Genomic DNA, 26563 nt, shown 5'->3' on the forward strand with positions numbered 1-26563 from the left:
TTATTGCGCGATCCCGGGCAAATTTTCTCATATCTTCCCGCCTGCATAATTCTCCTATACGGAATGCAGACCTATGCGTGTGTATGCCGCCTTTCTCCCGCAAGGTACGCCTCGGAGCGCATCTCGATCAACCTTGAGGCTGTGCGGTCGAATTCGAAGGCTTCCGTGCCGTCCTCGCCGACATAAAGCTGCGTCGGTTCTGCTTCGGCCGAGATCACCAGCTTGATGCCGTTGTCGTAAAGCGTATCGATCAGGTTGATGAAGCGCTTGGCCTCGTTGCGCCGCGCCTTGGAAAGCACCGGTACGTGGTCGATGAAAACCGTGCCATAGGCATGGGCGATACGCAGATAGTCGCTTGCCCCGAGCGGCTGCATGCAAAGATCGTCGAAGGTGAAGCGGGCGGCACCTGCGGCGACAATGGGCACGGCGATCTTGCGGCCCTTGTTCTCCAGCTCTTCTTCATGCGAGTCCATGCCGTGGGTGAGCTTGGCAAAGAGCGTATCCATCTGCGCGTCCGCTTCCGGTCCCAGCGGCGTCACATAGACAGGAGCCCCGGCAAGCTTTTCCAGCCGGTAATCGGTCGGCGAATCGAGATGCAGGATCACGACGCGGTCCGACAGCATGCGGATGAAGGGCAGGAACAGCTGGCGGTTGAGCCCGTCCCTGTAGAGCTTCGAAGGTTCCACATTGGACGTCGCGACCACGATCACCCCGAGTTCGAAAAGCTGCGTGAACAGACGCCCGAGGATCATCGCATCGGCAATATCGGTCACGGAGAATTCGTCGAAAAGCAGCAGCCGGGTCTCGTCGGCAATCTGAGCCGCCACCGGCGGGATCGGATCGTCGCCCTTGACCTCGCCGCGCTTGTGCGCCTGACGGTGCGCGTGGATGCGCTCGTGCACCTCGGTCATGAATTCGTGGAAATGCACCCTGCGTTTGCGGCGGATAACCGTGACCTCGTAAAAGAGGTCCATCAGCATCGTCTTGCCGCGGCCGACGCCGCCCCACATGTAGAGGCCTTGCACGGACGCCCAGAGCTGGTTCTTCTTGTTGGCGAAGAGCCAGCCGAGCGAACTTTTCTTGGAGGCAAGCCTTGTCTCGGCGAGACGCGTGTTGAGCAGGTCGAGCTGGCGCACCGCCTCCCGCTGCACGGGATCTTCCTTTATCTCACCCGATGCGATCAGGGCATCGTAGCGGGCGCTCATCGCGCGGTTGACCGGCAGTTCCATCTTCAAGGGTGCTGCTCCCTCCATGAGAACTCATGGGGTCGTGGACAGGAATATTTGCACGGCGGAATAAGGTCAAAACGTCGCAGATGCAAGTCATGATATCGTCTTAGGTAACCATCCCCTTTCACACTTTCGTATTTCAACCGTTTGAAATTTAAGGACTTCCCCGATAGCGATTCAATTGATGCCACATGATCCGGATTGGCATATCCAGGCGGAAATTCTGATCACGGATCTGAAAACCCTGTTCGGCCCGTTCGCTGAGCGGATCGATCATGTCGGCTCCACAGCCATTCCCGGCATTGCCGCAAAACCAAAGCTGCATCTCGACATTCTTTTAAGGAGGGGCATTTCGATTGAAGAAGGCAGGGGTAGGCTCGACGGTCTCGGCTATTTCGATCACGGACCCCGCTTGTGGGATGATGAAATCCAGCTGACGCGTCCCGTCGGATCACCTCTCGGCCCGTGCGGCGCGAACGGCGTGCCCACGGTCATGCCGCACCGCCTCTGCCTTTGCCTCGCCGGATGCGCGGCACCGCTCGACCGGCGGCGCTTTCGCGATGCCCTTTTAAGGGACAGGACGCTGGCGCAGTCCTACGAACAGTTGAAACTTCAGCTGGCTTCGCAAAACGCCCCTGCCGAAAACTGGCAAGAATATACCGCAGGCAAGTCGACATTCATCGCCGCCGTACTGGCCAACGAGGGTCAGACCTGACGATAAAGCTTCTTTGAAAATCCGACGCCCGCAACCGGTGGGTAGGCTGCGGGCGCTACGGGCACGAGGGGGCTTGCCCCGTGCGGGAGGATTCTGCCGCGCCCTGCCCAGAGGGGGAAATCTGCAGGAAGCCAGAACACTCCAAAATCAAATTACTGCCGTCTGCGCACCGGGATAGCGGAACTGCCTGGGCTCAATGCAAGCCCCCTCTCCCGACAGGGCTACATTCACGGCGTACCAGGCGGCGGGCTGATATAGCACCTTGCCGCCACCGCGTGCCCCGACCTAGCGCAGGAACAGGGTCGTCTTGCGCCCGTTCTGGGCTTCCTGGAGATAGAGCAGCTGTGCAACCAGGTAACATTCGGACTGATCGTCCAGGTTGGCCTTGCGGCCGCGCCCGTCCGTCAGCAGCCAGGCATTGCCGGACTTCACGACATCGCACTCGATCGGAGAGGACGGATCGAAGCCTGCCTTCTTGACCAGATCGCGGCCAACACGGCTGTCCGTGTCGTTGTCGAGGCCCTTCATCTCCATGCGCAGGCTGCGATAGGCCTTGTGCACGGACAGGGTTGCGACGATGGCGGTGACAATTTCGTCGCCGTCCAGGGTCGCGAAGCGGATCACACCGCCTTCCTGGGGGATCGTCGAATTGGAGCAAGGCGTTTTCTGCACGTCGCCGAGAGGCGTCCATTCGGAGCGAAGGGTCACGGTTGCGGGCTGGCGCAAGGCAGCCATTTCCTTGCTCAGGCGCTTTTCGGCGGTTTTCTGGGGGTTCTTCAAGGCCCGGTCGGCCCGGGCCGCGCTCCCCATGATCGTGCCGCCGATCCGCAGACGGCGGAAGACAATCACGTCACGCATCAGGTCGGTGCGTTCCACCCGCCACCCGGCGTCGAGCCAGGCATTCTGATGGACCAGGCTACCGCCTGAATTCGCCCACCAGGTGCGGTGTTCCCGCGCGCTTTTGGGAAGGGAGGATCCGAGGATCTCCTCGACTTCGTTGAGCTTGGCAGCCCAGACCACGTCTTCCAGACGCGCAAGGTGTTCCCGCAACGGTTCATATTTCGACATTTGCACAGCCTTTCCGGTAGCCATGCAAATATACACCTATAACGTGTCGTGTCCAGAAAAAATACGGAGGAACTTTAACGGTAGAGCGAGATCGGCGATCCGGTCGAGGTCTGCCCGTTAAACTGCCCGGGAGCGCTGGAATAAAGCTGGGCGACGATCAGGCCGGTGCCGTCCTTCAGAACCACCTGATTGCCGTTGAGATCCCATGCGGCGATGCCGGACAGGGCAGGAGTACCACAACCTCTGGTATTTGCCCGATAGCCGCCGGACCAGGTTGTCAGGGTCATAAAGGCCATGCAGCTGTCGCCAGCGGAGGAGATTTTCCAGCCGCCGAGAAGATCCGTCCGGCCGACTTCCTGGGCACCTGCGGGCGCGGTAACAGGATTGCTGGCAAGATCCGTCGACTGCGCGTTCGGGTCGGTGACACCGGTTCCGGGAACCGCGTTCGGGTCAAGCGGCGACAGATTGCCGGCGCCGACCGGTGTTGTCGGGGTCGCCGGCAGAGGTTCGGCATAGTTCCGGTTTCCCGAAGTCCGCTGACACCCCGCAGCCAGGACCACCAGTCCGGCAACCAAAGCAATCTTTCCCGCACGCTTCATGACGAATCATTCCCTTACCTTCGTCCCATTATGGAAGCATCCTTAGCCCAGAATTTGTCGAAAATCCAAAATCCCGAGATTTTCCGCCCCGTGCAGCCCTTTTACCCATGGACCAGGTTCAGACAAGGCTGCCTGCAATCGCCTTGCCGACACTTTGGGGAGGTTCCAGCAAACGGTCGATTGCGTCTGCGATACGGTCGAAATAGGCGGCACAGGCGGCAAATGTGTCCGGAAAGGGCGGCTTGTTGGCAATGCTCCACCAGTGGCTCGAGGTCGTCGCTTTCCAGTGAGCCGGCAGGATGACCGGTTCCAGCTCCGACAGATAGACCAGCCTGTCGGGAACCTCGGCATGCGGCATCAGGAAAATGTCGAGAGGTTTCGGCGCAAGTCCCTCCGCGGCGATGCCGCGCGCGGACAAGAGCCGCGCCACATGCCGGTTCAAAGGCCGCGACGGATCGAGACCGGCGGAGAAGGCCCGCATCAGCCCTTTCGCGCTGGCGTTCAGATAGGCTTCCGCCAGGGGCGAAAGCAGGCTGTTGTCCGGACACACGAACAAGACGGTGGTTTTCGACACGGGGCACAGATCCTTCACGGACAGGATACGTTTCGTATTCGCCTTCCGGCGCGCTCCCACTACCTCTGCGAGAGGAAGACTTTATGACAAAGCCGGGGCAGACCCGAATTTCATGAGGATATCTTCTCGACCCCTGTTAAAGATGCGCAGGAGCGCTGCGTAGGCGCGCTCGCCGCCGTCGCCGCAAACCGGTAACGGCCCCGACGTCAGATCCCGTGAAGGAGCCCTCATGCCGATCGCCCTCTGGTGTGTCCTAGCCGCCGCTATCCTGCCGATCCTGTCGGTCCTGCCCGCCAAGATGAACCGCGAGTTCGACAATTCCCGCCCGCGCGACCCGGACTACTGGCGTGAAGGCTTCCGGGCTCGGGCTCAGGGCGCCCAGGCGAACGGCTTCGAAGCCTTCCCATTTTTTGCCGTCGCTGTTTTCGTCGCCATCAGCCAGGGTGGCTCCCCCGACTGGATCGACCGGCTGGCCGTGCTTTTTGTCCTGCTCAGGATCATCTATATCTTCTGTTACTGGGGCGACCGCGCCTCGCCGCGCTCATTCGCCTGGTTCGCAGGCTTCTTGACAACGCTTGCGCTCTTTACCAGTTCCCTTTGGAGTTGAAGCCGCACAAACGCTGGTATTTTGCCAAGTTGGCACTCCCTTCGGGCAGGAAGGGCGTTCAACGAGCATTTGCACCAAGCGGCTGATTTCGCTAACGATGCTGGGAAGAGACGCAGTTTCCCGAAGGGCAGAGGTGCATTGTGCGGACGACCGACCAGACGACAGACACCTTGCCGGCGCGCCGTCAGACGGCCTCCCAACGGCTCGTTGCCGACCCGCATATCGTCGATGTCCTGATCGCAGAACGCGGCAAACAGGTGATGGCGAGCCCCTGGTGGCCGATCATCAGGCCCTTCGCGCACAAGATCCTGCGCTACCGGTCCGCCGTCGACATGGCCGACACGATCGCGCCCATGGAAGCGCAGGACGTGTTCGCACACCTGAGCGACCTTCTAACCCTCGACGTCACCACGCTTGGCCTCGACCGTGTGCCGCAGGAAGGCCCGGTGGTGCTGGTCTCCAACCATCCGACCGGAATTGCCGACGGCATCGTGCTCTACGATGCCATCAAGTCCCGCCGCAGGGATCTGGCGATCTTCGCCAACCGGGATGCCATCCGCATCAACCCGCGCCTTGCCGACATGATCATTCCGGTGGAGTGGCGGGCGGATTTCAAGAGCCACGAGAAGACCCGCGAAACGCTCAAGCTTGCCTCTTCCGCCTTCAAGACGGAACGGGTCGTGGTGCTGTTTCCCTCCGGTCGCCTCGCCTATTGGCACGAAGGCCGGCTGACCGAGCGTCCCTGGATGACCTCCGCCCTGACACTGGCGCGCAAGAACAAGGCGCCGATCATCCCGATGCATATGGGCGGGCGCAACTCAGGCCTCTTCTATTTCCTCGCGCGGGTGTCGACGGAGCTGCGCGACATGACCGTCTTCAACGAGCTGCTCAACAAGAAAGACGCCAAATTCCGCGTGCATTTCGGCAAGCCGATCCGGCCGGAACGCCTCGAAGGCGACATCGGCGTTCTGACCGAGCAACTGCGCGTTCACTGCGCCGAGACCCTGGCAGAAGATCCCGACGCGGAATTCTAAAGAACCGCCAGCCGGCAGTCATCCACAGGCTCACGCCCCGCTGGCCGGGCTCTAGATTGCCCTTGGCCTGCGAATAAGCCATGGTTCGGGAAACCTGAAGGAACCGTCTGACCCATGTCCGTTTCGCCCGCGTTTGCCGCGGAAGAAGCCCTATCCGCACACTCTGCTGCAGCTCCAGCCGTCGCCCCGGACGTGCGTGTCGAGCCCAAGCCCTTGGCGGTGCTTCAGAAAATTTTCGGCTACAGCAGCTTTCGCGGCAAGCAGCAGGCGGTCATCGAAACGCTGGTCGATGGCCGGGATGCCGTCGTGCTGTTTCCGACCGGTGCCGGCAAATCCCTCTGCTACCAGATCCCGGCTCTCTGCCGGCGCGGCGTCGGCATTGTCGTCTCGCCGTTGATCGCGCTCATGAAGGATCAGGTCGGTGCGCTGCGCGCCGCCGGCGTAAAGGCCGAGGCCCTGAATTCGACCCTGTCGCCCGAAGAACAGGACGCCGTGCGCGGCGCATTGCGCCGGGGCGAGGTGGACCTTCTTTACGTCACGCCCGAACGGCTCGGCACCGAAAGCTTCCGCCGCTTTCTCGATACGCTGAAGATTTCGCTCTTCGCCATCGACGAAGCCCATTGCGTCAGCCAGTGGGGGCATGACTTCCGGCCGGAATATCTTTCACTCTCCTGCCTGCGTGAGCGCTATCCGGGAGTGCCGCGCGTGGCGCTGACCGCCACCGCCGATCCGCATACGCAAAAGGACATTCTGGCGCGGCTGCAGCTGGAAGACGCCCAGGTCTTTTCCACCAGCTTCGACCGCCCCAACATCCGCTACGAGATCGTCGAGCGCACCAACCAGCGCCAGCAGCTTCTGGATTTCCTGAAGAAGCACGAGGGCGAGAGCGGCATCGTCTATTGTCTGTCCAGGGCCAAGGTCGAGGACATCGCCAACTGGCTGTCGTCGAATGGCATCAAGGCCCTGCCCTATCATGCCGGGCTTCCCGCCGAGCAGCGCTCCGCCAACCAGGACGCGTTCCTGTTGGAAGAAGGCCTTTGCCTGGTGGCGACAGTTGCTTTCGGCATGGGCATCGACAAGCCGGACGTGCGGTACGTTGCCCATCTGGACCTGCCCTCCTCCGTCGAGGCCTATTACCAGGAAACCGGGCGCGCTGGCCGGGATGGCGCCCCTTCCGAGGCCTTCATGGCCTATGGCATGGCCGACCTGGTGCAGCGCCGGCGCATGATCGCCGAAGGCGATGCACCGGAAGAGGTCAAGCGGGCGGAAAACGCCAAGCTGAATGCCCTACTTGGCATCTGCGAGACCTCCGGCTGCCGCCGCCAAGCGCTTCTAGCCCATTTCGGCGAGACCTACCCGAAGCCCTGCGGCAATTGCGATACGTGCCTGTCACCGGTGGAGACCTGGGACGGCACGGAAGCAGCGCAGAAGCTGATGTCGGCGATCTACCGGACAGGGCAACGTTTCGGCGCCGGGCATGTCATCGACGTGCTCATGGGCAAGAGCAACGAGAAGAGTACCCGCTTCGGCCACGACAATCTCTCCGTCTTCGGCATCGGCCAGGATGTGGCGCTGAAGACCTGGCAATCGATCGCGCGCCAGCTTGTGGCCGCCGGTTATGTCGATGTGGACCATGCCCATTTCGGCGCGCTGGTGCTGACGGAAAAGGCGCGGGGCGTCTTGCGCGGCGAGGAACGGCTTGCTCTGCGCAAGGACCGCAGCGCGGCAGGCCTCAAGAAGACCCGGACCTCGCGCACGGCCTCCATCGCCGACGAGCTTGGCGAAGAAGACAAGCTCCTGTTCGAACGGCTGCGCCGCCTGAGAACCCAGATCGCCCGCGATCAGGCCGTGCCCCCCTATGTGGTGTTTCCGGATGCGACCCTCGCCGGCATCGCCGCGGCGCGCCCGGTGAGTGAAGATGCGCTGCTGGCAGTTTCCGGTGTCGGCCAATCGAAGCTGGAAAAATACGGCCGCGCCTTTCTGGATCTTGTCGAAGCCTTCGAGGCCGGTGTCTAACCGCGTCGGGACGTCACTGGCAAACCAAGAACTTTACGCCTCAATTGTCCCGTCGCAGACAGAGTTGATAGGCCGATGCCAGCAACGCCAGTGTCTCGTCGTCCGGGTGGGACAGGAACTGATCGATAATGTCCTTGAGCGTCAGATGAATTTGCCGGTGCTGGCGCAGACGCCGGTAGGACGAACCGAGCTTGTAAATCTGGTCGACCTCTTCGCGGGAAAACAGATCCAGACCGGCGATACCAAGAACCACGCCAAGATCGGCATTGGTGCGACGGCTGAGATTGTGGGCAATCAAAAACCCGAAAAGCCCGGTGACGAACCTGTTTTCATAGGACAGGCCGTCAAAGTCGCGCCCGGCCGTTTGCAAAACAAGCTTCATGATCGCAACGGTCGCGGAGGCTGCGAATTCGGTGGGGGTGTTGGTGTCGCAAATCTCCAGCCCGGCGGCCTCAAGCAGGTCGGCCGTGTGCTTCCTAAGGCGGTCTTCGGTCTCGACGGCTCTCAATTCGGATATGAATTCCGGCTCTGCTGCTTTGATACTTCCAAACAGGTTCAGCATGATACCGTCCTCTCAGACGAAAGCCCACCTGTTGAATGTAGGGTCAAAGTTCCGCTACGGCAAACAGCTGCCTGAAATTTGAGCGACCACGCCTGCAGGCGGCCCGCAGACGCCGGCAGGACTTCTTTTACGAACCAGCCTTGGGCAGTCCCTTGTAGGCTTCCGCTCCCCAGACCGCTTTCACTCGCGCATCCCGGCCGCAGCCCTTGCGATACCCCTTGTAGGCGTCGGCCCGGGTGACGAACCCAAAGCGGGTGAGGGTCCGGACCTGGCTCTTGTAATAGTCCTGGTGATACTCCTCTGCCGCCCAGAACAGAGCAGGGGCTTCCACCGGCGTCACCACCTTGCTTCCAAGCGCTTTTTCCGCCTTGGCGATTTCGGCCTTCGCCTGTTTTGCCTGGGACTCGTCGAGCGGATAGATCGCCGTGGAATAGGAATAGCCGCGATCGCAGAACTGGCCACCCGGATCGGTCACGTCGACTGTGCGCAGGAAGATCGCGACGAGATCGTCGTAGCTGATCCTGGTTTCGTCGAAGTCGACCTTCACCACTTCGCGGTGGCCGCCTCGTTCATAGTCGTCATATGTGGGGTTCTGGGTCTTGCCGCCGGCATAACCGGAAACGACATCACGTATGCCCGGAAGATCTTCCAGATCGGATTCCACACACCAGAAACAGCCTCCGGCAAGGATGGCCGTTTCGGCCTGTGCAGCGGACAAAGGTGCGAGAGCAGCCAGGGCGAAGACTTCAGCGGCGAAAAGAGCAAGCGGCAGCGGGCGCTTCATGGTAGGTCCTCCAATGTTGACGCAAGAGGTAACGCATCCGGCTGCCATGACAATTCAACATCGCCTTCTTTTCCCGCACATGCGCGTGAGCCCGTTGTGATGAAAGACGCTTCTGCCCACTCCCAAGCACCCCTGCACATCGTTATCTGCGGCTCGATGGCGGCGCTCCAGGAGATGGAGCACATGGCTGACTTCCTGCGGGCTGAGGGCTACAGAGTTTCAACACCGGTGCGCGAAGAAAGTGGCTTTAACTGGGAGGCCCTCTCCCTTGAAGAGGCAATCGCGCGCAAGCGGGACTTCCTGAGCGGCTATTTCGCCACGATCGCCAAGGGCGACGTGGTGCTTATCGTGAACGCCGAGAAGCACGGCATCAATGGTTATGTCGGCGCAAACACGCTTATGGAAGCTGCCTGTGGCCATGCGCTCGGCAAGCCGGTTTACTATCTCTACCCGATCGGCGATCAGGCCTGCCGTCTTGAAGCCGCCGCGGTTGCGGCCGGCATTCTGGAGGGCGATATCAACCGCCTGCCGGGCCTGCTCGCCAGCCGTTGCAGGCATCAGGGTCAGGAGAAACGGCCTGGTTGAAAACCTGGCCGACCGTTCCCGACGACCTCAGTCAGTCATAGGATTATATGATCCAAGCGCCGGTGGCCTAGCCACCCCAACTCCGCACCGTGTCACCCGCTTCAGAGAGGTCCACCCGGACGACGCAGAAGCGGTGACCGGAGACGGCTTCCATGACTGTCCAGTTGTCGAAGACCCCGACAACCTTCGCCCCGAGTTTTTCCAGGCGGGCGACCTCCTTGTCGCGATCGTCGGTCTCGATGTCGAGATGCACCCGAGGGGCGTGGTCTGTCGCCTGCAGCAGGACGCCAATCTCGCCATCCCGGCCGAGCAGGCGGCGGTAGCGCGGGTTCTTTGGTATCGCCTCCACCGTGCGGCCGAGGGCATTTGCCCAGAAATCAGCATGGGCGTCGATGTCGCCGCCCTCGCAATCGATGACCAGTTCTCCCAGCCGGCTTTTATGCATCTTGTTCTCCGATATTCCGCGCCGGTGACATTCCCGCCGGCGTCATTCCGGTATATGGCAGACAGCCTCGATGTTCATCCCGTCCGGATCGAACACGAAGGCGCCGTAATAGTTTTCGTGGTAGTGCGGCCTCAGCCCAGGGGCACCGTTGTCCTTCGCTCCCGCGGCCATCGCGGCGGCGTAGAAGGCATCGACAAGCGTCCGGTTCGAGGCCGAGAACGCCACATGCAGCGGCGCCCCCAGCGGCACTCCCTCGCCGATCCAGAAATCCGGCTTGTCGGCCCCGAAGCCGCAATAGGCCGGCCCGCCGGTCATTTCCGGTGTGACTTCCATCAGCACCTTGATGCCGAGGGGAGCAAGGGCCTTTTCGTAAAAGGTTTTGGACGCCGCATAATCGCTGACAGCAAAACCGATGTGATCGAGGATGGACATGTCAGTCTCTCCGAAATTATGAGAACAAATAAGGAACAAATTTCCCGCCATTGCAAGCGGAATTTGCAGAGACTGCCCATGCCAGTCGAGGGAAGCCGCTGATACGCCGGTGGAAGAAGAGCCCTTTCCACCGGCCTATCAGCCAGGTCAGACCGGCTCGGCCACCGGCTTTCCGCTGTCATCCGACTGCCCGGACCAGTCGATCCGCTGGGTTGCGAACATGGTGACGGCGAGCGCCAGGAACGCAATGACGGAACCGATCAGGAGGGCGTAGTCCTGTTCCTGCATCAGCGCGTAGAGCACACCGAAAATGACCGCGAGAACCGCGAACATTACAGCCCCCGCCATCCGACTGCGCAAGGACGAGCCGATATAGACCGCATTCAGCACCGTCGCGGCGGTGGCAGCGCCAAGATAGGCAATCGCGTAACCGACATGTTCGGCAAAGGCGAGCAGCATCACATAAAAGACGATCAGCGCGAGCCCTACCAGGCCGTACTGGATCCAGTGCACCTGCCAGCCGGAGCGCTGTTCCAGCACGAAGACTGCGAGAAAGGCCAGACTGATAAAGCAGATCGCGTATTTCAGTGAACGGGCGATGGTCTGGTAGAAATCGACCGGTTCGACGAACTTCACGCCGAGCAGCGTCTCCTGCAGCGGAAGACTGTCTGCTTCCACCACCTTCGGAATGCCCCGGGCCAGCGAGGGAATGCTCCAGGCGGCCTCGAAGCCCGCCTCGGAAATCTCGCGATTGTCGGGCAGGAACGCACCGGTGAAACCCGGGTGCGGCCAGTCGGAGGAAAGCTGAACCTTCGTCGTCTGGCCAGCCGGAGCGACATAGAGCGCCGTCGAGCCGTTGAGTTCAATGGGCAGGTTGAAGGCGAAGCCCTTGCGCAGGTCAGACGCCGGAACGGCGGCCGCGATGCCGGAGGGAATGGCGGCATGGCCGACACCAGATGTCTGCCGCCCGGCCAGCGGGCCGAGGCCAGGCTCGAAGTCAACCGACCGGCCGTCCGCCAGTTTCAGGGCCACTTCGCTCTTGAGGGCCCTGATGTCGCCAATGCCGATCACGAGCACCGCCTCATCCGCCTTGACGTCTATTGTGCCGCCCTTTTGCGGCCTGATCAGGCCTTCCTGCAGCGGGGCGAAATTGCCGCTTAAGGAGAAGCTGCCGGAATAGACGGGGAGCGAATAGATGGATTTCCGGCGTTCCTCGACACCCACCTTGCCGGTGACCTCCAGTTTCTGGGGCAGGAACAGGGCCTTGCGCCACTGAACCTCGGTTCTGCCCTTTTCGCCGGTTCCGATCGTGACCGTCTCGCTGAAGGGAACAACCAGATAGGGACCGTTGATCTGCTGCACGCCGCCCCAGGAGCCGGCAATATCCCGTGCGACATCCCGGGCACGCTCCGCCCGCTCCTCAACAAGGACCCAGACGAAGACGCTCGGGATGAGCAGGACGATCGTCAGCGCACTGATCAGCACGAATTTGACGGCCGGTGCCAATGGGGCTGTGAGGCGCGGGAAGCGGGATGGTCTGTCTCATCAGTCATGAAAAATCCTCTGCCACCGGGCAACTGGTGCGCCCGGTCAACGTGCCGATCATCAAGGCGCAAAGCGCAGATCCCGGGGCAGAAATCCGGATTGTTTCAGCAGTGACGATGCAGATTTTGTGCAGAGGATTTCGGGCTGGCTCCGAGGTTACGAAGGCTGATTTCCCTCCGGCGGAAGGTATTGGAATTGTCTTCGTTTTTTACCGTTCTATTTCACAACTCGGGCTTGTGCGCGGCCGTGGCGCAGTGCCAGAATGGTAAAGCCCTTGGAAAATATGACAATGCATTCATTAGACAATCTGGCCCTGAAGGCTCCGCCCGTCTGTGCCCGGCGTGCCGAATACCTGCCCGCGCTGGTGAAGCGGCTGGACCTCGTTCGAAGCGAACGGCACCGTTATCTCATGGTCGCCCATCTCTTCGACGATACGCGCCGCATGGTCGATGCGCTGAAGGGTGTCATGGAGTTCGATGCGATCATCGGCGTTCCCTATTCCTCGGGCAGCGAGGCGACACGACAGAAGTGGCAGGCGATCTATGGCGACAGGGTCGCGTGCCCGAAAACGGAAGACGAGTTCCGCAAGGTGCTTGCCTTGGCATTGGAGAGAAGTTTTTCCGCCTGCCGCAGATCCGGCCAGAAACTGGTCATCCAGGAAGTCGGCGGTTATGTGGTCGAGCTGTTGCACGAGGCCTTCCAGGGCGACCTGCATCTGGTCGAAGGCGTTGTGGAGATCACCAAGCAGGGGGTGTGGCGGGCCAGGCAGACGCCGCTGAAGTTCCCGGTGCTGCATTGCGCCGACAGCGAATTGAAACGGCTGGAGGCGACCCGTTGCGGTGAGACTATCGCCCGCTGCCTCGATGGGCTGATGCGCGATCTCGGCAACACGCTGGCCGGGCGCCGGGCCGCGGTCTTCGGCGCCGGCTGGATCGGCTTTGGCGTGGCCCGGGCCCTCAGGCGACTGGATGTGATCCCGGAGCTCATTGACGTGGACCCGCTGAAAGTGGCCGAAGCCCGGCTTAGCGGCTATCCCGCCAGCCTGACGCCCGCGGATCTTGGCGGCTGCGACCTTGTCGTCGGCGCGGCCGGGCGGCTTTCCATCACGCAGGATGTGCTTGGTCGTCTCAGGAACGGCTGTCTCGTCGCCAGTGCCAGTTCACGCCGGATCGAGATCGATGTCGATTATCTGGAACAAGTGTCCTCCGACCACATTCACCCGTCGATCCGGGCTTTCCAGATGCCGGATGGGAGGGGCGGCGAGACGCAGATCTGCCTCGTCAATGACGGCTATCCCGCAAACTTCATTCCGGGTTCGGGCAGCGTCGCCGACGAGATCGTCGAACTGATCCTCGGCGAACTGATCGTGCTGATGGCGGACCTGACCACCTACACCTACGAACCCGGCATTCACCGGCTCGACTCCGAAGGAGAGGCAACGTGCACCAGGTTATGGATCGAACAGAGAGACGGGATGTGAGTGCCGGAGCCGAGCCTGCCTCCCCGGTGCATTCACCCTATCTGGTCCGCAAGCTGACGGCTGCACAACGCAATCTCTATGGCACGGTGAAATTCGACATCGTCTCCCGGGTCATCCGCAAATGGGCTCATGATCTGGACCGGCCGCCGCGCATTCTCGACATCGGCTGCTCCACCTCGATCTCGAAGGACTATCTCGCCGCGACCGGGCTCACTTTCGACTATTGCGGCGCCGACTATGAGGCTGCGTTCGAGCCGGACATCGTGCTTGATGCCACCAAGCTCGCCGAGCATCGGGACGACCTGCCCTGGCAGCCGGATGTCATTACGCTTCTGGACGTTCTGGAACATCTGCCCGGACAAGGCCCGGCGATCGAATCGGTGATGCGGCAGTGCGGCGAGGTGGTGGCACCGGGCGGGCTGATCCTCGCCGTCGTGCCGCAGCTCTACCGGCTGGACCGGCTGAAGCTGAAGCATCTCCACTATCCTGAACATCATGTGCGCATGACGCTTGGCGAATGGTCGGCGATCATCGAACAGGCGGTGGAGATCGCAGCGATCCACGGCATCGGTTATCTCTCGTGCCTGCCCTACCTGCCGATGCTGAGTCCCTGGTACGAGGAACACAACCGCCACGGCAGGCTGTTCCACCATTTGCGCGGCAAAACCTTCGAATGGAGCCCGTTGAAACCCGCCGAGATCGCCCTCACCCGCACCCTCGGCCGCCTGCCGGGCCTGCGCGGCTGGTGCAACAGCTCGCTGCTGGTGTGCCGGGCGAAGGGGTGAGAGGTTCATTCTCAATGCGCTCCCCACCGCCGTCATTCCGGACAAGTGCAGCCTGGCTGCACGCAGATCCGGAACCCAGAGATCAGCGTGAGCAAAGCGAACACCGAAATTATACAAGGCCGCGCTAATCGCGTGAAACATGTCTGGCTTCCGGATCTGCGTTCGACTTGCGTCTCACTTGTCCGGAATGACAGACGGAGAAGTCAAAACAAAAAGGCCGCCCCGAAGGACGGCCTTTCGCAATAGTTCAGTTATACGCAGGTTACACCCGGCGTTCGACCATCATCTTCTTGATCTCGGCAATTGCCTTGGCAGGGTTGAGGCCCTTCGGGCAGGCTTGGCTGCAGTTCATGATGGTGTGGCAGCGGTAGAGCCGGAACGGGTCTTCCAGGTTGTCCAGGCGCTCGCCCGTGGCCTCGTCGCGGCTGTCGATCAGCCAGCGGTAGGCCTGCAGCAGGATGGCCGGGCCGAGGTACCGGTCGCCGTTCCACCAGTAGCTGGGGCACGAGGTCGAGCAGCAGGCACAGAGGATGCACTCGTATAGACCGTCGAGCTTGACGCGGTCCTCGTGGGACTGGCGCCATTCCTTTTCCGGCGGCGGAGAAACGGTCTTCAACCACGGCTCGATGGAGCGGTGCTGGGCGTAGAAGCGCGTCAGATCCGGCACCAGGTCCTTGACCACGGACATGTGCGGCAGGGGATAGATCTTGACGACGTCCCCGGCGATCTCATCCGCGCCCTTGGTGCAGGCCAGCGTGTTGGTGCCGTCGATGTTCATGGCGCAGGAGCCGCAGATGCCTTCGCGGCAGGAGCGGCGGAAGGTCAGCGTCGGATCGATCTTGTTCTTGATGTAGATGAGACCGTCGAGCACCATCGGCCCGCAATCGTCCGCATCGACGAAATAGGTGTCCACCCGCGGGTTGCGGCCGTCATCCGGGTTCCAGCGGTAGATGCGGTATTCGCGCAGGTTGGTGGCGCCTTCCGGCTTCTCCCAAACCTTGCCTTCCGTCACCGTGGAGTTCCGGGGAAGCGTCAGCTGAACCATTCGTACTGCTCCGCGTTGGGTCCCGAGTGTCGCGTCCAGGACCTGAATGTCTTTCGCCCATATCGCCGGTCAGGCAGCGAGCTCAAAGACCATGTTGTCATTTGTCCGGCCGGTCACCGCGTAGCCTCGGCTTGCCAGTTCGGAAAGGCAATCCTCGGTCCAGTAGGGCCGGCAATTTGTTTCAAGCAGGATCACACGGGGCCAGAGGCTCCTGTCCGCGTGCCTGAGGAAAGGCAGGACCACGCGGTCCTCGAAGCCTTCCACATCCACTTTCAGAACGTCGATCCGCGTCAGACCGTGATCGTCGGCAATCGCGGTCAGCGGCCGCACCTTGACGAAGGTCGGCGACCAGTCGCCCGCCCATTCGCCGGTGGTCAGGTCCTTCACGAACGTGGCAAAGCCGCAATTGGTCGGTTCCTGCCAAAGCGGCAGCGTGTCGTCGCGCGGGCCGACGGCGGTGTTGACGATGGTCACATCGCCAAGCCCGTTGGCATCAACGTTGAAGCGCAGCTTGTCCGCCGTCTGCGGATTGGCCTCGATCGCCAGCACTTCCGCTCCGCGTCCGGCGGCAAAGATCGAATAGGAGCCGATATTGGCTCCGACATCGACAAAGACCTTGCCTTCGCCCAGATGCGGCTCGAGCAGCCTGTGCTCTTCGCGCTCCGGCAGGCGGCCCTTGGCCAGAATCTTGCGGTCGTCGTAGTTCTCGCCCGGGTAGATCCGGAACTTCAGACCATCGGCCTCAAGGTCGTATGGCCCCTTGAAGAACCTGGACACCAGCGAGCGGATGCGCTTGCGCAGCCCCCTGGAGAGGTCGTGCCGGTCGGCCAGGCGCCAAGCAGCCCGGACCAGCCGTTCGGCGGGATAAGTGCCGAACGGGCTGCGTGTGTCCAGAAGAGTTGCCACCTGGCTCACCGTGAAGTCCCCTTAGTAGACGCGCGCTTTCGGCGCGATCTTCTTCGGGTCGATGCCGCCTTCCTCATAGGTGGTCAGCGGATCGAGCACGACCGGACGGTAGTCCAGCTTGACGTTGCCGGCGTCATCGACCCAGGACAGCGTGTGCTTGCGCCAGTTCTCGTCGTCGCGGCCGGAGAAAGGACCGTCCTTGTAGTCCTCGCGGGCATGGGCGCCCCGGCTTTCCTTGCGGGCTTCCGCGCCGTAGACCGTGGTGATGGCGTTGGCCATCAGGTTTTCCAGCTCCAGCGTTTCGACAAGGTCGGAGTTCCAGATCAGCGAGCGGTCGGAGACCTTCAGGTCCTTCAGTTCACCCCAGATCTCGGAGAGGCGCTTGCAGCCCTGCTCCAGGCTTTCCTGGGTGCGGAAGACGGCGGCGTCTTCCTGCATGGCGCGCTGCATCTTGTCGCGCAGGTCCGCGGTCGGGATGGAGCCCGACGCGTTCCGGAGCTTGTCGAAGCGGTCCATGATCTTGTCGCAGGAGGCTTCGCTCGGGGTCGGCACGGCTTCCTTCGGGTCGACCACCTCGCCCGCCTTGATCGCCGCGGCGCGGCCGAAGACCACGAGGTCGATCAGCGAGTTGGAGCCGAGACGGTTGGCACCGTGCACCGAGGCGCAGCCGGCTTCGCCGACGGCCATCAGCCCCTGCTGGATGCGGTTCGGGTTGTTGCCGTCCGCATTCAGCACTTCGCCCCAGTAGTTGGTCGGAATGCCGCCCATGTTGTAGTGGACGGTCGGCAGGACCGGGATCGGATCCTTGGTCACATCCACACCGGCAAAGATGCGGGCGCTTTCCGAAATGCCCGGCAGACGCTCTGCCAGCAGCGCCGGATCGAGGTGATCCAGGTGCAGGAAGATGTGGTCCTTGTTCTTGCCGACGCCGCGGCCTTCGCGGATTTCCATGGTCATGCAGCGCGAGACCACGTCGCGGGAGGCAAGGTCCTTCGCCGACGGCGCATAACGCTCCATGAAGCGCTCGCCTTCGGAGTTGACCAGATAGCCGCCTTCGCCGCGGGCGCCTTCGGTAATCAGGCAGCCGGAGCCGTAGATGCCGGTCGGGTGGAACTGCACGAATTCCATATCCTGCAGCGGCAGTCCCGCACGGGCCACCATGCCGCCGCCGTCACCGGTGCAGGTGTGGGCGGAAGTTGCCGAGAAGAAAGCCCGCCCGTAACCGCCAGTCGCCAGCACGACCATCTTGGCCGCGAAGCGGTGCATGGTGCCGTCGTCGAGGTTCCAGGCGATCACGCCCTGGCAGACGCCGTCGTCCGACATGATCAGGTCAAGCGCGAAATACTCAATGTAGAATTCGGCATTATTGCGCAGGGACTGGCCATAGAGCGTGTGCAGGATGGCATGGCCGGTCCGGTCTGCAGCGGCGCAGGTGCGCTGCACGGGAGGGCCTTCGCCGTAGTTCTGCATGTGGCCGCCGAAGGGGCGCTGGTAGATCTTGCCTTCCTCGGTGCGGGAGAACGGAACGCCGTAGTGTTCCAGCTCGTAGACCGCCTTCGGCGCTTCCCGGGCGAGGTATTCCATGGCGTCGGTGTCGCCGAGCCAGTCGGAGCCCTTCACCGTGTCGTACATGTGCCATTCCCAGCAGTCCGGCGTCATGTTCTTCAAGGACGCGGCGATACCGCCCTGAGCGGCTACGGTGTGGGAGCGGGTCGGGAACACCTTGGTGATGCAGGCGGTTCGAAGGCCCTGCTCGGCCATGCCGAGCGTTGCGCGCAGGCCCGCGCCACCGGCGCCGACCACGACGACATCATAGGTGTGGTCGACAAATTCGTAGGTCCTGGCCATCAGGGTCAGCCTCCAAAGCCAATCTTGAGAACTGCGAAGATGCAGCCGAAACCGATAAAGACGCAGAAGAAGACGTTCGCCATGAGGGTGAGGAACTTGATGCCCTCGCCATGGACGTAGTCTTCGATGATCACCTGCATGCCGAGCTTCATGTGGTAGACGCCGGAGAGGATCACCAGAAGCAGGATGATCGAGACAAGCGGGTTCTTCAGGGTCTCGATCACGTCACCGTGGGTGGAACCCTGCATCGAGATCACGAGGATCACGAAGAAGGAGATCAGGAAGACGTTGGCAACCGCGGTCAGCCGCTGCTTCCAGAAATGATCGGTGCCTTCCTTGGCGGAGCCAAGACCGCGAACCTTGTTCAAGGGGGTGCGCATATCGCTCATGACGCTCTCCTTCAGCGAACCGCGTAGCCGATGATCCACAGGATCAGCGTCAGGGAAACGGAACCGATGATGGTGGCCTTGGCGAGCCACTCGCGGGCTTCCTTGCCGAAGCCGGCGCCCATGTCCCAGATGAAGTGGCGCAGGCCGCCGAGCATGTGATGCACCAGCGCCCAGGTGAAGCCGAACAGGATCAGCCGGCCGATGAACGAACCGTAGATGCCGTTGACGAAATCGAAATAGGTGGGGCCGGCCGCCGCGGCGATCAGCCACCAGGCCAGAAGCACGGTGCCGAAATAGAGCGCCGCGCCAGTGATGCGGTGCAGGATCGACATGACCATCGTCAGAATGGGCTTGTATATCTGAAGATGGGGCGACAGCGGGCGGTTGCCCCGCAGATCGGCGTTCGACATGGAATTCCTCTCCCGTACGACGCAAGCTTACCTTTACGCAAACGTAAGCAAATCAAAGCGTTGTCTAGAGGCGTAATAGCGCCAACGCTTCCAAAGGTCAAAATATCCTATAGGCCAAAGCGAACTGAAACCACTTCTGAATCGTTTAAATATGATCCGGGAAATCAGTGACCTAAGCGTGAGGCTTGTCAGACGGGTGCGGAACGCCGAAGACGGACCAGCCGGTCACATGGGCAAAGCTCTCCATCGCCTCGGTGCCGAGCTTGGAATTGCCGTAGCGGTTGAGACCCGGCGACCAGACCGCGATCGATGCCCTCCCGGGGGAAATAACCAGGATGCCGCCGCCGACACCGCTCTTGCCCGGCATGCCGACCCGGAACGCGAAATCGCCGGAACCGTCATAATGGCCGCAGGTCATCATCAGCGCGTTGATGCGGCGGCGGCGCTCGATGGATACGAGCTTCGGCATATAAGGCGCGTCGACCAGGAACCGTCCGGCGAGCGCCAGCTGGCGGCAGCTCATTTCGACCGCGCACTGGTGGCAATAGGTGCCGAGCACCTTGTCGACCGAGGAGCGCATGTTGCCGTGCGAGGCAAGATAGTGGGCGAGGGAGAAATTGCGGTGCGCGGTGGCAAGCTCGGACTTCGCGACCTTCTCGTTCATGTGGATGCTGTCGTCGTCGCAGGCGGCGCGAATGAAACGCAGCAATTCGCCAAGTGCCTCGCGCGGACTTGAGCCTGCAAGATAGGTGTCGGTCGTCACCAGCGCACCGGCATTGATGAAGGGATTGCGCGGAATGCCGTCCTCGCGCTCCAGCAGCAGGATCGAATCGAAGGAAAGGCCCGAAGGTTCCCGGCCGACCCGGTACCAGAGCTGATCGCCGACACGGCCGAGGGCGAGCGCCAGGGCAAAGATCTTGGAGACCGACTGGATGGAAAAGGGCACGTCCGCATCGCCGGCGGAAAAGACCCGGCCATCGGCCAAAGCGATGGCGATGCCGAACTGGTCCGGATCGATCCCGGCGAGTTCGGGAATATAGGTCGCGACATTGCCCTTGTCGGGATTGCTTGCGGCGGCTTCCGCGAGCTCTACCAGCAGGTCCTGCATGGACTCCTCCTTAACGGAGGGGCACTTGGTCAGATTGCGGCGTCATATGCAAGGGATTGTTGGCGTGACGTGGTCCGATTTCCGGCGTCAGGAGGCGCCCGCAACCCGCATTCGCTCGGCAGCCAGCATCTTGAAGAGATGCAGCATGAAGATGGTGGCGAAGATCGGCGTCACCAGGTTGAGGATGGGCACGGCGAGCAGGCAGGCAATGATGAGGCCGGCAAGAAACACAGTGCCGCCCCTCGCCTTGCGAAAGGCTTTGGCCTCAGCCGGCGGCAGGAAGCGCATGGCGGCAAATTCGAAGAATTCCCGGCCGAGCAGATAGCCGTTCACGATGAAGAAGGCGACAAGATTGACGCCCGGAACGAGCAGCAGGATAAGCGCGAAGAGGTTGCCGAGAATGACGACGCCCGTGAACTTGATCGTCTGGACGATCGACTGGGCAAAGGGGACGGCCGTGCCCGGCCGGTCACCCGGATAATCCTTCTTGTCAACAACATCGGCGATCTCGTCCTGGAAGAGACCGGCAAACAGCGCGGAAATCGGCGCGATGAGGAAACCGAGCGCAAAAACGGCGCCTATGCCGGTCAGGATCGAGATCGACCATTCGATCCAGCCGACCCAGCCGGCGTCATTGCCGTATTCGGTTGCAGCGACACCGAGGAAATGGGTCACCAGCCATTGCAGGCCGATCCAGATCACCACGAGAATGGCGAGCGTGAAGCCGAGCATCTTCCAGAAGATCGCCCGGAACGGCGGCTTGAACACTTCGGACATGGCACGGGCAGCGGCTTGAAACATGGCACCTGCAACTGGTTCTTGGACACCCGCTTCGACATAAGTGCACGGGTCCGCAAGTGCAAGCCCGTCCGCCGGTTGCCTCCGGGTTGTCAGATCCTTTGCCTTCCTTAAACCCTGATCTAAACTTCCTGTTGTAGACACCTAAAACTGAAACTAGCCTGTGCAGACCGGCGGCACTGGCCGGTCTTCCCAATCATTCCCGGGTCTCGGCATGCTGCATCTCCATTTCAATTCCGACACCGACGTCAGCAAGGTTCTGGCACCCGAGGCGTTGAAGATGTTCCAGTTCGAATGGGGCATCTACCACAAGCTGGTGCGCAACAACGAAATGCAGCACCGGGAGATCGGCCGGCTGTTGCGGCAGGAGATCGACAGCAGGTTCGACCGGCCTTTCACCTTTCTCGATCTTGCCTGCGGCGACAGCAGTCTTGCCCACACGATCCTGAAGGATACGAAAGTCGTTCTCTACGAGGGCATCGACCTCTCCCGTCCGGCGCTCGAATGTGGTGCGGCCGTGATGAAGGACGTGCCCTATGAAGTCTCTCTCAACGAGGAGGACATGGTGACGGGCGTCCTTGCGCGGCGTGAAAGCGCCGACCTCATCTGGTGCGGCTTTTCCATTCATCACCTGAAACGCGAACAGAAACAGGACATGCTGTCTGCTATCCGCCGAGCGCTGAAGCCGGGAGGGATTTTTGTCACCGCCGATCCTGTCTGCCGCAAGGGGGAGACCCGGGCCGATTTCACCGGACGATGGCACGAGGAACTGCGCCTGCGCTTCAGGTCGCTTTCGGACGAGGAATTCGACCATCTCTGGCAGCATATCAGCACCTACGATTACCCCGAACCGCCGCAAGACTGGATCGCGATGGGTGAGGCAGCCGGGTTCTCCTCGAGCCGGCAAATCTACGGCTTTCCGGGCGACCTCTTCTGTGCGGCGTTCCTGTACGAGGCGTGAGCGGGATTTCCCTCAAGCGCGACGTGCACCTTGATCCAAGGCGAAGGACGACGCCCAACCGCAGCAGGTGCCGCCTCTCCCTCAGCCCGGTATGTTCAAAGTCCCGAAAAGGCAGCCTTCAAGGCCGCGACTGTGGCATCGCGGGCAGTCACGGTATCGATCGGTGTTGCCGGCGCGTTGGCCGGCGCGTTCCAGATCGGTGCGCTGTTCGGCAGGGGCTGGCCATTCTTGAGGCCGCGTGCCTGGGAATAGAGCCCGAAGCCGTCCTGGTCCCAATAGCCGTTCGGGAACCCGGCGGCGGGCGTTCCGCCCCACCAGGTATAGGCATTCGGCGCGCCGGGCTGGTTCCACCACTCGTCGCAATATTCAAAATAGTAGAGGCCGATGTTGAGGGCATGATTGCCGGCATCCGGGGCCACGCTGGCGATCACATTGGCCGCGTTCTGAATGGTTGCAGCATCCGCATAGATCGACCCGGCATTGCTGGGGTCCTTGTGACCTGTCGCCGGCATGCCCCATTCCGTCAGCAGTACCGGCTTGAGTGCGCCCGCCGCGACGGAATCGTAGCCGATGAGGCCGCCACCGCTTTCGAAGATCGAGTTGAAGTTCTGGGTCTGATAGGTGTTGACGCCCCAGAAATCCAGATCCGGAACCGTCGCCATGTAGCTCTGCGCATCGGTCGGGATCGGCGGCGCGTCATGGTCGGCCATCCCGACCAGTTTCTGATTGCTTCCCATCGCGTTCTTGGCCAGTGCGGCGAATGTCTGGACTTGCCCCCACCAGAACTCGACTTCGTCCAGGTTTGTCGGCGCAGAGGGCGGGTTGGGCCAGGTGACGACGGCGGAGTCCAGTTCGTTCTGGATGATGAAGCCGAGCACAGCCGGGTGGGAAGAGAGCTGCGCGACCGTTTCCTGCAGCACCTCGGTCCAGAAGGTGATCTCGCTTTCCGGGGTATTGTCGTACTTGTCTTTCCAGTACATGGCGTCCGGCATCGGTATGCCGGCCAGGACATAGAGCGGCTGGTTGCCGCCGTTCCAGCACTGGTCCAGGAAGTCCGTATGGGTCATCAACTGACCGGAATTCCAGGGTGAGGGGAATTTCCCGTCATTGGTCAGCTGCCGCGACAGCATGCTGTAGACGCGCACCGTATTGGCGCCGAGGGCGCGGATATTGCCCAGATCGCGCTGCCACAGCGCTTCCCAACCGGTAATCGTAATCTGCTGCCCGGGGGAAATCTCGACCTGGTACGTGTCCCAGAACCAGTCGCCGATAGCCGGGCCATCTGCATTGCTACCGTTGATGGGGCAAGGCGAATAGCAAACGCCCTTCAACCAGACAGGAGTTGCCGCTCCTCCGTCAAGGGACAGGTTGAGCGTTGCCACGGGCTGCGACGGCGTCGAGGTGTCAAGCGCAAGAGTCCAGTTGGTCGTATCTGCCATGGTATTTCCCCCCTAGGAAAATCGCCGGCCGGGCGCGGCCGCCAGGAGATCCTATACCATTGCGTGTATTTTCAGCAATTTCTATTCTGGATTTAACGCCTGCGGTGTATTCAAAACCGCGTCCGCGCCCTGAGCGCCTGGGCCAGCGTGCCCTCGTCCAGATAATCCAGCTCACCACCGACGGGCACGCCATGGGCAAGCCGGGTGACGTTGATGTCGAGATGGGCAAGCTGGTCCATAATGTAATGGGCCGTGGTCTGGCCTTCGACGGTGGCATTGATCGCCAGGATGACCTCGGAAAAACCTTCCGACCCGCAGCGCTCGATGAGCGAGGCAAGGTTCAGGTCTTCCGGGCCGATACCATCAAGCGGCGACAGCGTGCCGCCAAGGACGTGATAGCGGGCATTGATGGCACCTGCGCGCTCCAGCGCCCAGAGATCGGCGACATCCTCGACCACCACCAGCATGCCCGGATCGCGCTTCGGGTCGGAGCAGATGGTGCAGGGATCGGAGGTGTCGACCGTGCCGCAGGTGGAGCAGATGCCGATTTCCTTCACCGCGACGCCCATGGCCTCGGCGAGCGGGACCAGCAGCTGGTCCTTCTTCTTGATGAGATGCAGGGCGGCGCGACGGGCCGAACGGGGCCCGAGACCCGGCAGCTTTGCCAGGAGCTGGATCAACCGCTCGATCTCCGGACCTGCCACACTTTTCTGCGCCATGATGTTCTCTTCAATGCCTCACGGAGAAGACCCGAGAGGTTCGCCCCCTCACCCCTGAACTCATGAGATCAGAACGGCAGTTTCATGCCGGGGGGGAGGCCGAGACCGCCCATCAGTTCCTGGGTCTTTTCCTGCATCGCCTGTTCGATCTTGGCGCGCGCTTCCGTGTGGGCGGCGATGATCAGGTCTTCGAGGATTTCCTTTTCCTCTTCCTTCATCAGCGACGGATCGATGGCCAAGCCCTTCAGGTCGCCCTTGCCGTTGAGGGTGACGGTGACAAGGCCGGCGCCTGACGAGCCCTGGGCTTCCATCTCGACCATCTGTTCCTGCAGCGAGCCCATCTGCTCCTGCATCTGCTTGGCCTGCTTCATCATCTTCAGGAAATCCATCGGATCTCTCCTTTAAAATCGCTCCGCGACGCTGCCTGCGGCGCGTCAAAACCCATTCGGGGACTGCATGTAGAAGAACAAGGCGTCCCGATCAATCGTCTTCGTCGTCGCCGAGAGCCTCGTTCAGCAGCGGATCGGCGACCATCGGGTCGGTCAGCGCCACTTCGTCTTCCTCTGTCACCTGGACCTTCACATCGACCACCTTGGCGCCCGGGAACTGGGCAAGCAGGGCGGCAACGGTCGGATGGGACTTGGCATCGGAGAGAAGCTGCTGCTGGTTGGCTTCCTGCTCCTCGTGGATGGTCGGCCGGCCTTGCGTCCGCGAGACCACCACGAACCAGCGCTGGCCCGTCCAATCCGTCAGCTTGCGGCCGAACTCGCCGGCGATATCGGCCGGGGCATCCTCGGTTGGCTGGATCTCGATCTTGCCCGGCTCGAACTTCACCAGCCGCATCTGCCGCTGGATCTTCACCTTGAACGGGATGTCGCCCTTTTCGGATGCCAGCGCGGCGCAGTCGTAGAGATTTTTGAGACTATAGGCAGGTTGAGCCTGAACATCCGGCTGCGGCGCCATTTGCGGGGCTGCCTGCGGTGCCGGTTTCCCTCCCTGAATGGCGGAGAGCTGCGGCCGTCCGGTGGCCTGCATCGTCGGCCCGCCACCGGGATTGCCGCCAGGATTGCCGGAACTGTAATTCATGCCGACCGCCATGGCGGAAGGTCCGCCGCCGCCGGAAGGCGCACTGCCACCACCGGACGGCATCGCGCCGCCAAGCGGGTTCTGGCCGTTTCGGATCTGCGCCATCAGGTCGCCGGGGTCGGGCAGGTCAGCCGCATAGGCCAGGCGCACCAGCACCATGTCGGCCGCGGCGAGCGGCTTGGAGGCCGCCTGGACTTCCTGCACGCCTTTCAGAAGGATCTGCCAGGCCCGCGACAACAGGCGGACGGAAAGCTGCTCGGCGTAATCACGGCCACGGGCACGTTCAGCTTCGGTGACCGAAGCCTCGTCGGCCGATTTCGGCGCAACCTTCATGCGGGTGACCAGGTGTGTGAAATCCGCCAGATCCGTCAGCACGATGGCAGGATCTGCGCCGACTTCGTATTGCGCCTGCAACTCACCGAGCGCTTCCTCGATCCGGCCGGCCATGACATGGCCGAAAAGGTCGATGACGCGCGCCCGGTCGGCCAGTCCGAGCATCTGGCGCAGGTCGTCGGCCTCGATGGCGCCGGCACCGTGCGCCATCGCCTGGTCGAGCAGGGAAAGCGAATCGCGCGCAGAGCCTTCGCCCGCGCGGGCAATCAGCATCAGCGCTTCGTCGGAGATCCGGATGCCTTCCGCATCCGAGATCCGGCGCAGCAGGCCGATCAGCTTGGATTGTTCGATCCGGCGCAGGTCGAAACGCTGGCAGCGCGACAGGACGGTGATCGGAACCTTGCGGATTTCCGTCGTCGCGAAGATGAACTTCACATGTTCCGGCGGCTCTTCCAGGGTCTTCAGGAGACCGTTGAAGGCCGCATTCGACAGCATGTGCACTTCGTCGATGATGTAGACCTTGTAACGCGCCGTCGCCGGGCGGTAGCGGGCCGCGTCGATGATCTCGCGAATGTCGCCAATGCCGGTGTGGGAGGCGGCGTCCATCTCGATCACGTCGACATGACGGCCTTCCATGATCGCCTTGCAGTGGCTGCCTTCCTGGGCCAGCTTCACCGTCGGCTTGTCGGCGACACCCGGAACTTCATAATTGAGGCCTCGGGCAAGGATGCGGGCGGTGGTGGTCTTGCCGACCCCACGCACCCCGGTCAGCATCCAGGCCTGGGCGATACGGCCGGTGTCGAACGCATTTTCCAGCGTCTGCACCATCGGCTCCTGGCCGACGAGATCCTCGAAGGTCTTGGGCCGGTACTTGCGCGCCAGAACGCGGTAGGCGCCCTCGGCCGCTGCCGGTTTCGCCGCTCCGTGATCTGTCATCAATCCCGGCGCCTGACCGCCGCCATTTTCCGAAAAGCCTGTGTCGTCCATGAGCCGCACCATAACCATTTTTTCGCAAAACGGGACGGGCTTTTGAAAGTTTTTCTGTGCGTCTTCTGCCCCCG

29 protein-coding genes are annotated in these 26563 nt (G+C 61.8%); 9 read left to right on the top strand and 20 right to left on the bottom strand.

What is annotated here, in order from left to right; translation table 11 throughout:
* Window positions 1-71: 71 nt before the first annotated feature.
* Window positions 72-1229 (bottom strand): cell division protein ZapE, encoded by a 1158-nt coding sequence (gene zapE / locus ACX3M4_RS15680; RefSeq protein WP_459359436.1) that lies wholly within the window; start codon window positions 1227-1229, stop codon window positions 72-74.
* 184 nt (window positions 1230-1413) lie between these two features.
* On the opposite strand from zapE, the gene ACX3M4_RS15685 reads away from it, so the two are divergent.
* Complete coding sequence (locus tag ACX3M4_RS15685; protein ID WP_459353941.1) at window positions 1414-1944, top strand: GrpB family protein; 531 nt, start codon at window positions 1414-1416, stop codon at window positions 1942-1944.
* 285 nt (window positions 1945-2229) lie between these two features.
* Here the strand turns inward: ACX3M4_RS15685 and ACX3M4_RS15690 are convergent, their stop codons facing one another.
* The 3 genes from ACX3M4_RS15690 to ACX3M4_RS15700 all read right to left on the bottom strand — a co-directional run bounded on the left by ACX3M4_RS15690 (window position 2230) and on the right by ACX3M4_RS15700 (window position 4185).
* On the bottom strand, window positions 2230-3012 hold the full coding sequence (locus ACX3M4_RS15690) for a DUF7662 domain-containing protein (RefSeq protein ID WP_459353942.1): 783 nt from the start codon (window positions 3010-3012) through the stop codon (window positions 2230-2232).
* A 74-nt stretch (window positions 3013-3086) separates the two neighbouring features.
* Window positions 3087-3611 (bottom strand): protease inhibitor Inh/omp19 family protein, encoded by a 525-nt coding sequence (locus ACX3M4_RS15695; protein ID WP_459353943.1) that lies wholly within the window; start codon window positions 3609-3611, stop codon window positions 3087-3089.
* 118 nt (window positions 3612-3729) lie between these two features.
* A complete protein-coding gene (locus ACX3M4_RS15700; RefSeq protein WP_459353944.1) occupies window positions 3730-4185 on the bottom strand; it encodes an arsenate-mycothiol transferase ArsC in 456 nt (151 codons plus the stop codon).
* A 229-nt stretch (window positions 4186-4414) separates the two neighbouring features.
* Here ACX3M4_RS15700 and ACX3M4_RS15705 point away from each other — a divergent pair, with 229 nt between their 5' ends.
* From ACX3M4_RS15705 to recQ, 3 genes are all read left to right on the top strand, one after another.
* Complete coding sequence (locus ACX3M4_RS15705; RefSeq protein ID WP_459353945.1) at window positions 4415-4792, top strand: MAPEG family protein; 378 nt, start codon at window positions 4415-4417, stop codon at window positions 4790-4792.
* A gap of 140 nt (window positions 4793-4932) precedes the next feature.
* Window positions 4933-5826: a GNAT family N-acetyltransferase gene (locus ACX3M4_RS15710; RefSeq protein WP_459353946.1), complete on the top strand. Its 894-nt coding sequence runs from the start codon at window positions 4933-4935 to the stop codon at window positions 5824-5826.
* Between the two features lie 114 nt (window positions 5827-5940).
* On the top strand, window positions 5941-7842 hold the full coding sequence (gene recQ, locus ACX3M4_RS15715) for a DNA helicase RecQ (protein ID WP_459353947.1): 1902 nt from the start codon (window positions 5941-5943) through the stop codon (window positions 7840-7842).
* 40 nt (window positions 7843-7882) lie between these two features.
* Here recQ and ACX3M4_RS15720 read toward each other — a convergent pair whose 3' ends face one another.
* Both ACX3M4_RS15720 and msrA read right to left on the bottom strand, forming a co-directional pair.
* A complete protein-coding gene (locus tag ACX3M4_RS15720; protein WP_459353948.1) occupies window positions 7883-8404 on the bottom strand; it encodes a hypothetical protein in 522 nt (173 codons plus the stop codon).
* Between the two features lie 127 nt (window positions 8405-8531).
* A complete protein-coding gene (gene msrA / locus ACX3M4_RS15725) occupies window positions 8532-9188 on the bottom strand; it encodes a peptide-methionine (S)-S-oxide reductase MsrA (RefSeq protein WP_459353949.1) in 657 nt (218 codons plus the stop codon).
* 99 nt (window positions 9189-9287) lie between these two features.
* On the opposite strand from msrA, the gene ACX3M4_RS15730 reads away from it, so the two are divergent.
* Entirely contained in the window at window positions 9288-9773 is a 486-nt protein-coding gene (locus tag ACX3M4_RS15730) for a hypothetical protein (protein ID WP_459353950.1), read from the top strand.
* A gap of 67 nt (window positions 9774-9840) precedes the next feature.
* Here the strand turns inward: ACX3M4_RS15730 and ACX3M4_RS15735 are convergent, their stop codons facing one another.
* The 3 genes from ACX3M4_RS15735 to creD all read right to left on the bottom strand — a co-directional run bounded on the left by ACX3M4_RS15735 (window position 9841) and on the right by creD (window position 12156).
* Window positions 9841-10218, bottom strand: coding sequence for a VOC family protein (locus ACX3M4_RS15735; RefSeq protein WP_459353951.1), 378 nt, complete (start codon window positions 10216-10218; stop codon window positions 9841-9843).
* A gap of 42 nt (window positions 10219-10260) precedes the next feature.
* Complete coding sequence (locus ACX3M4_RS15740; protein ID WP_459359437.1) at window positions 10261-10644, bottom strand: VOC family protein; 384 nt, start codon at window positions 10642-10644, stop codon at window positions 10261-10263.
* Between the two features lie 153 nt (window positions 10645-10797).
* On the bottom strand, window positions 10798-12156 hold the full coding sequence (gene creD, locus ACX3M4_RS15745) for a cell envelope integrity protein CreD (protein ID WP_459353952.1): 1359 nt from the start codon (window positions 12154-12156) through the stop codon (window positions 10798-10800).
* A 26-nt stretch (window positions 12157-12182) separates the two neighbouring features.
* Here creD and ACX3M4_RS15750 point away from each other — a divergent pair, with 26 nt between their 5' ends.
* From ACX3M4_RS15750 to ACX3M4_RS15760, 3 genes are read left to right on the top strand one after another with little or no spacing between them, the layout of a single operon-like run.
* On the top strand, window positions 12183-12464 hold the full coding sequence (locus ACX3M4_RS15750) for a hypothetical protein (protein ID WP_459353953.1): 282 nt from the start codon (window positions 12183-12185) through the stop codon (window positions 12462-12464).
* A 20-nt stretch (window positions 12465-12484) separates the two neighbouring features.
* On the top strand, window positions 12485-13675 hold the full coding sequence (locus ACX3M4_RS15755; protein WP_459353954.1) for a Rossmann-fold NAD(P)-binding domain-containing protein: 1191 nt from the start codon (window positions 12485-12487) through the stop codon (window positions 13673-13675).
* A complete protein-coding gene (locus ACX3M4_RS15760; protein WP_459353955.1) occupies window positions 13672-14460 on the top strand; it encodes a class I SAM-dependent methyltransferase in 789 nt (262 codons plus the stop codon). Before ACX3M4_RS15755 ends, ACX3M4_RS15760 begins: the two co-directional genes overlap by 4 nt.
* Window positions 14461-14722: 262 nt before the next feature.
* On the opposite strand, the gene ACX3M4_RS15765 is transcribed toward ACX3M4_RS15760, so the two are convergent.
* The 7 genes from ACX3M4_RS15765 to ACX3M4_RS15795 form a co-directional block, all read right to left on the bottom strand.
* Window positions 14723-15505, bottom strand: a complete 783-nt coding sequence (locus ACX3M4_RS15765) for a succinate dehydrogenase iron-sulfur subunit (protein WP_459353956.1) — start codon at window positions 15503-15505, stop codon at window positions 14723-14725.
* A gap of 69 nt (window positions 15506-15574) precedes the next feature.
* Window positions 15575-16411: an FkbM family methyltransferase gene (locus ACX3M4_RS15770; RefSeq protein ID WP_459353957.1), complete on the bottom strand. Its 837-nt coding sequence runs from the start codon at window positions 16409-16411 to the stop codon at window positions 15575-15577.
* Window positions 16412-16432: 21 nt separating this feature from the next.
* Window positions 16433-18259: a succinate dehydrogenase flavoprotein subunit gene (gene sdhA, locus ACX3M4_RS15775; protein ID WP_459353958.1), complete on the bottom strand. Its 1827-nt coding sequence runs from the start codon at window positions 18257-18259 to the stop codon at window positions 16433-16435.
* 5 nt (window positions 18260-18264) lie between these two features.
* Window positions 18265-18648, bottom strand: a complete 384-nt coding sequence (sdhD, locus tag ACX3M4_RS15780; RefSeq protein ID WP_459353959.1) for a succinate dehydrogenase, hydrophobic membrane anchor protein — start codon at window positions 18646-18648, stop codon at window positions 18265-18267.
* An 11-nt stretch (window positions 18649-18659) separates the two neighbouring features.
* Window positions 18660-19058 carry a succinate dehydrogenase, cytochrome b556 subunit gene (gene sdhC, locus ACX3M4_RS15785; protein WP_459353960.1) on the bottom strand — a complete coding sequence of 133 codons (399 nt, stop codon included), beginning with the start codon at window positions 19056-19058 and terminating at the stop codon, window positions 18660-18662.
* 172 nt (window positions 19059-19230) lie between these two features.
* Window positions 19231-20166: a glutaminase gene (locus ACX3M4_RS15790; RefSeq protein ID WP_459353961.1), complete on the bottom strand. Its 936-nt coding sequence runs from the start codon at window positions 20164-20166 to the stop codon at window positions 19231-19233.
* Window positions 20167-20253: 87 nt separating this feature from the next.
* Window positions 20254-20967, bottom strand: a complete 714-nt coding sequence (locus tag ACX3M4_RS15795) for a sulfate transporter family protein (protein ID WP_459353962.1) — start codon at window positions 20965-20967, stop codon at window positions 20254-20256.
* 211 nt (window positions 20968-21178) lie between these two features.
* Here ACX3M4_RS15795 and ACX3M4_RS15800 point away from each other — a divergent pair, with 211 nt between their 5' ends.
* The gene (locus tag ACX3M4_RS15800; RefSeq protein ID WP_459353963.1) at window positions 21179-21925 is read left to right on the top strand and encodes a class I SAM-dependent methyltransferase; all 747 of its coding nucleotides are present in this window, start codon (window positions 21179-21181) and stop codon (window positions 21923-21925) included.
* Window positions 21926-22020: 95 nt separating this feature from the next.
* On the opposite strand, the gene ACX3M4_RS15805 is transcribed toward ACX3M4_RS15800, so the two are convergent.
* From ACX3M4_RS15805 to ACX3M4_RS15820, 4 genes are all read right to left on the bottom strand, one after another.
* Window positions 22021-23364, bottom strand: coding sequence for a glycoside hydrolase 5 family protein (locus ACX3M4_RS15805; RefSeq protein ID WP_459353964.1), 1344 nt, complete (start codon window positions 23362-23364; stop codon window positions 22021-22023).
* Window positions 23365-23474: 110 nt separating this feature from the next.
* Window positions 23475-24083, bottom strand: coding sequence for a recombination mediator RecR (gene recR, locus ACX3M4_RS15810; protein WP_459353965.1), 609 nt, complete (start codon window positions 24081-24083; stop codon window positions 23475-23477).
* Window positions 24084-24151: 68 nt separating this feature from the next.
* Complete coding sequence (locus ACX3M4_RS15815) at window positions 24152-24472, bottom strand: YbaB/EbfC family nucleoid-associated protein (protein ID WP_459353966.1); 321 nt, start codon at window positions 24470-24472, stop codon at window positions 24152-24154.
* A 91-nt stretch (window positions 24473-24563) separates the two neighbouring features.
* Window positions 24564-26489, bottom strand: coding sequence for a DNA polymerase III subunit gamma/tau (locus ACX3M4_RS15820; protein ID WP_459353967.1), 1926 nt, complete (start codon window positions 26487-26489; stop codon window positions 24564-24566).
* Between the last annotated feature and the right edge of the window lie 74 nt (window positions 26490-26563).

This window comes from Roseibium sp. M-1 (assembly GCF_054515675.1).

Bases quoted from the DNA above. Each gene is read 5' to 3' on its own strand.
- zapE (WP_459359436.1), bottom strand. From the start codon at position 1,229: ATGGAACTGCCGGTCAACCGCGCGATGAGCGCCCGCTACGATGCCCTG.
- ACX3M4_RS15685 (WP_459353941.1), top strand. From the start codon at position 1,414: ATGCCACATGATCCGGATTGGCATATCCAGGCGGAAATTCTGATCACG.
- ACX3M4_RS15690 (WP_459353942.1), bottom strand. From the start codon at position 3,012: ATGTCGAAATATGAACCGTTGCGGGAACACCTTGCGCGTCTGGAAGAC.
- ACX3M4_RS15695 (WP_459353943.1), bottom strand. From the start codon at position 3,611: ATGAAGCGTGCGGGAAAGATTGCTTTGGTTGCCGGACTGGTGGTCCTG.
- ACX3M4_RS15705 (WP_459353945.1), top strand. From the start codon at position 4,415: ATGCCGATCGCCCTCTGGTGTGTCCTAGCCGCCGCTATCCTGCCGATC.
- recQ (WP_459353947.1), top strand. From the start codon at position 5,941: ATGTCCGTTTCGCCCGCGTTTGCCGCGGAAGAAGCCCTATCCGCACAC.
- ACX3M4_RS15720 (WP_459353948.1), bottom strand. From the start codon at position 8,404: ATGCTGAACCTGTTTGGAAGTATCAAAGCAGCAGAGCCGGAATTCATA.
- msrA (WP_459353949.1), bottom strand. From the start codon at position 9,188: ATGAAGCGCCCGCTGCCGCTTGCTCTTTTCGCCGCTGAAGTCTTCGCC.
- ACX3M4_RS15730 (WP_459353950.1), top strand. From the start codon at position 9,288: ATGAAAGACGCTTCTGCCCACTCCCAAGCACCCCTGCACATCGTTATC.
- ACX3M4_RS15735 (WP_459353951.1), bottom strand. From the start codon at position 10,218: ATGCATAAAAGCCGGCTGGGAGAACTGGTCATCGATTGCGAGGGCGGC.
- ACX3M4_RS15750 (WP_459353953.1), top strand. From the start codon at position 12,183: ATGGTCTGTCTCATCAGTCATGAAAAATCCTCTGCCACCGGGCAACTG.
- ACX3M4_RS15755 (WP_459353954.1), top strand. From the start codon at position 12,485: ATGCATTCATTAGACAATCTGGCCCTGAAGGCTCCGCCCGTCTGTGCC.
- ACX3M4_RS15765 (WP_459353956.1), bottom strand. From the start codon at position 15,505: ATGGTTCAGCTGACGCTTCCCCGGAACTCCACGGTGACGGAAGGCAAG.
- sdhA (WP_459353958.1), bottom strand. From the start codon at position 18,259: ATGGCCAGGACCTACGAATTTGTCGACCACACCTATGATGTCGTCGTG.
- sdhD (WP_459353959.1), bottom strand. From the start codon at position 18,648: ATGAGCGATATGCGCACCCCCTTGAACAAGGTTCGCGGTCTTGGCTCC.
- sdhC (WP_459353960.1), bottom strand. From the start codon at position 19,058: ATGTCGAACGCCGATCTGCGGGGCAACCGCCCGCTGTCGCCCCATCTT.
- ACX3M4_RS15790 (WP_459353961.1), bottom strand. From the start codon at position 20,166: ATGCAGGACCTGCTGGTAGAGCTCGCGGAAGCCGCCGCAAGCAATCCC.
- ACX3M4_RS15795 (WP_459353962.1), bottom strand. From the start codon at position 20,967: ATGTTTCAAGCCGCTGCCCGTGCCATGTCCGAAGTGTTCAAGCCGCCG.
- ACX3M4_RS15800 (WP_459353963.1), top strand. From the start codon at position 21,179: ATGCTGCATCTCCATTTCAATTCCGACACCGACGTCAGCAAGGTTCTG.
- ACX3M4_RS15805 (WP_459353964.1), bottom strand. From the start codon at position 23,364: ATGGCAGATACGACCAACTGGACTCTTGCGCTTGACACCTCGACGCCG.
- recR (WP_459353965.1), bottom strand. From the start codon at position 24,083: ATGGCGCAGAAAAGTGTGGCAGGTCCGGAGATCGAGCGGTTGATCCAG.
- ACX3M4_RS15815 (WP_459353966.1), bottom strand. From the start codon at position 24,472: ATGGATTTCCTGAAGATGATGAAGCAGGCCAAGCAGATGCAGGAGCAG.
- ACX3M4_RS15820 (WP_459353967.1), bottom strand. From the start codon at position 26,489: ATGGACGACACAGGCTTTTCGGAAAATGGCGGCGGTCAGGCGCCGGGA.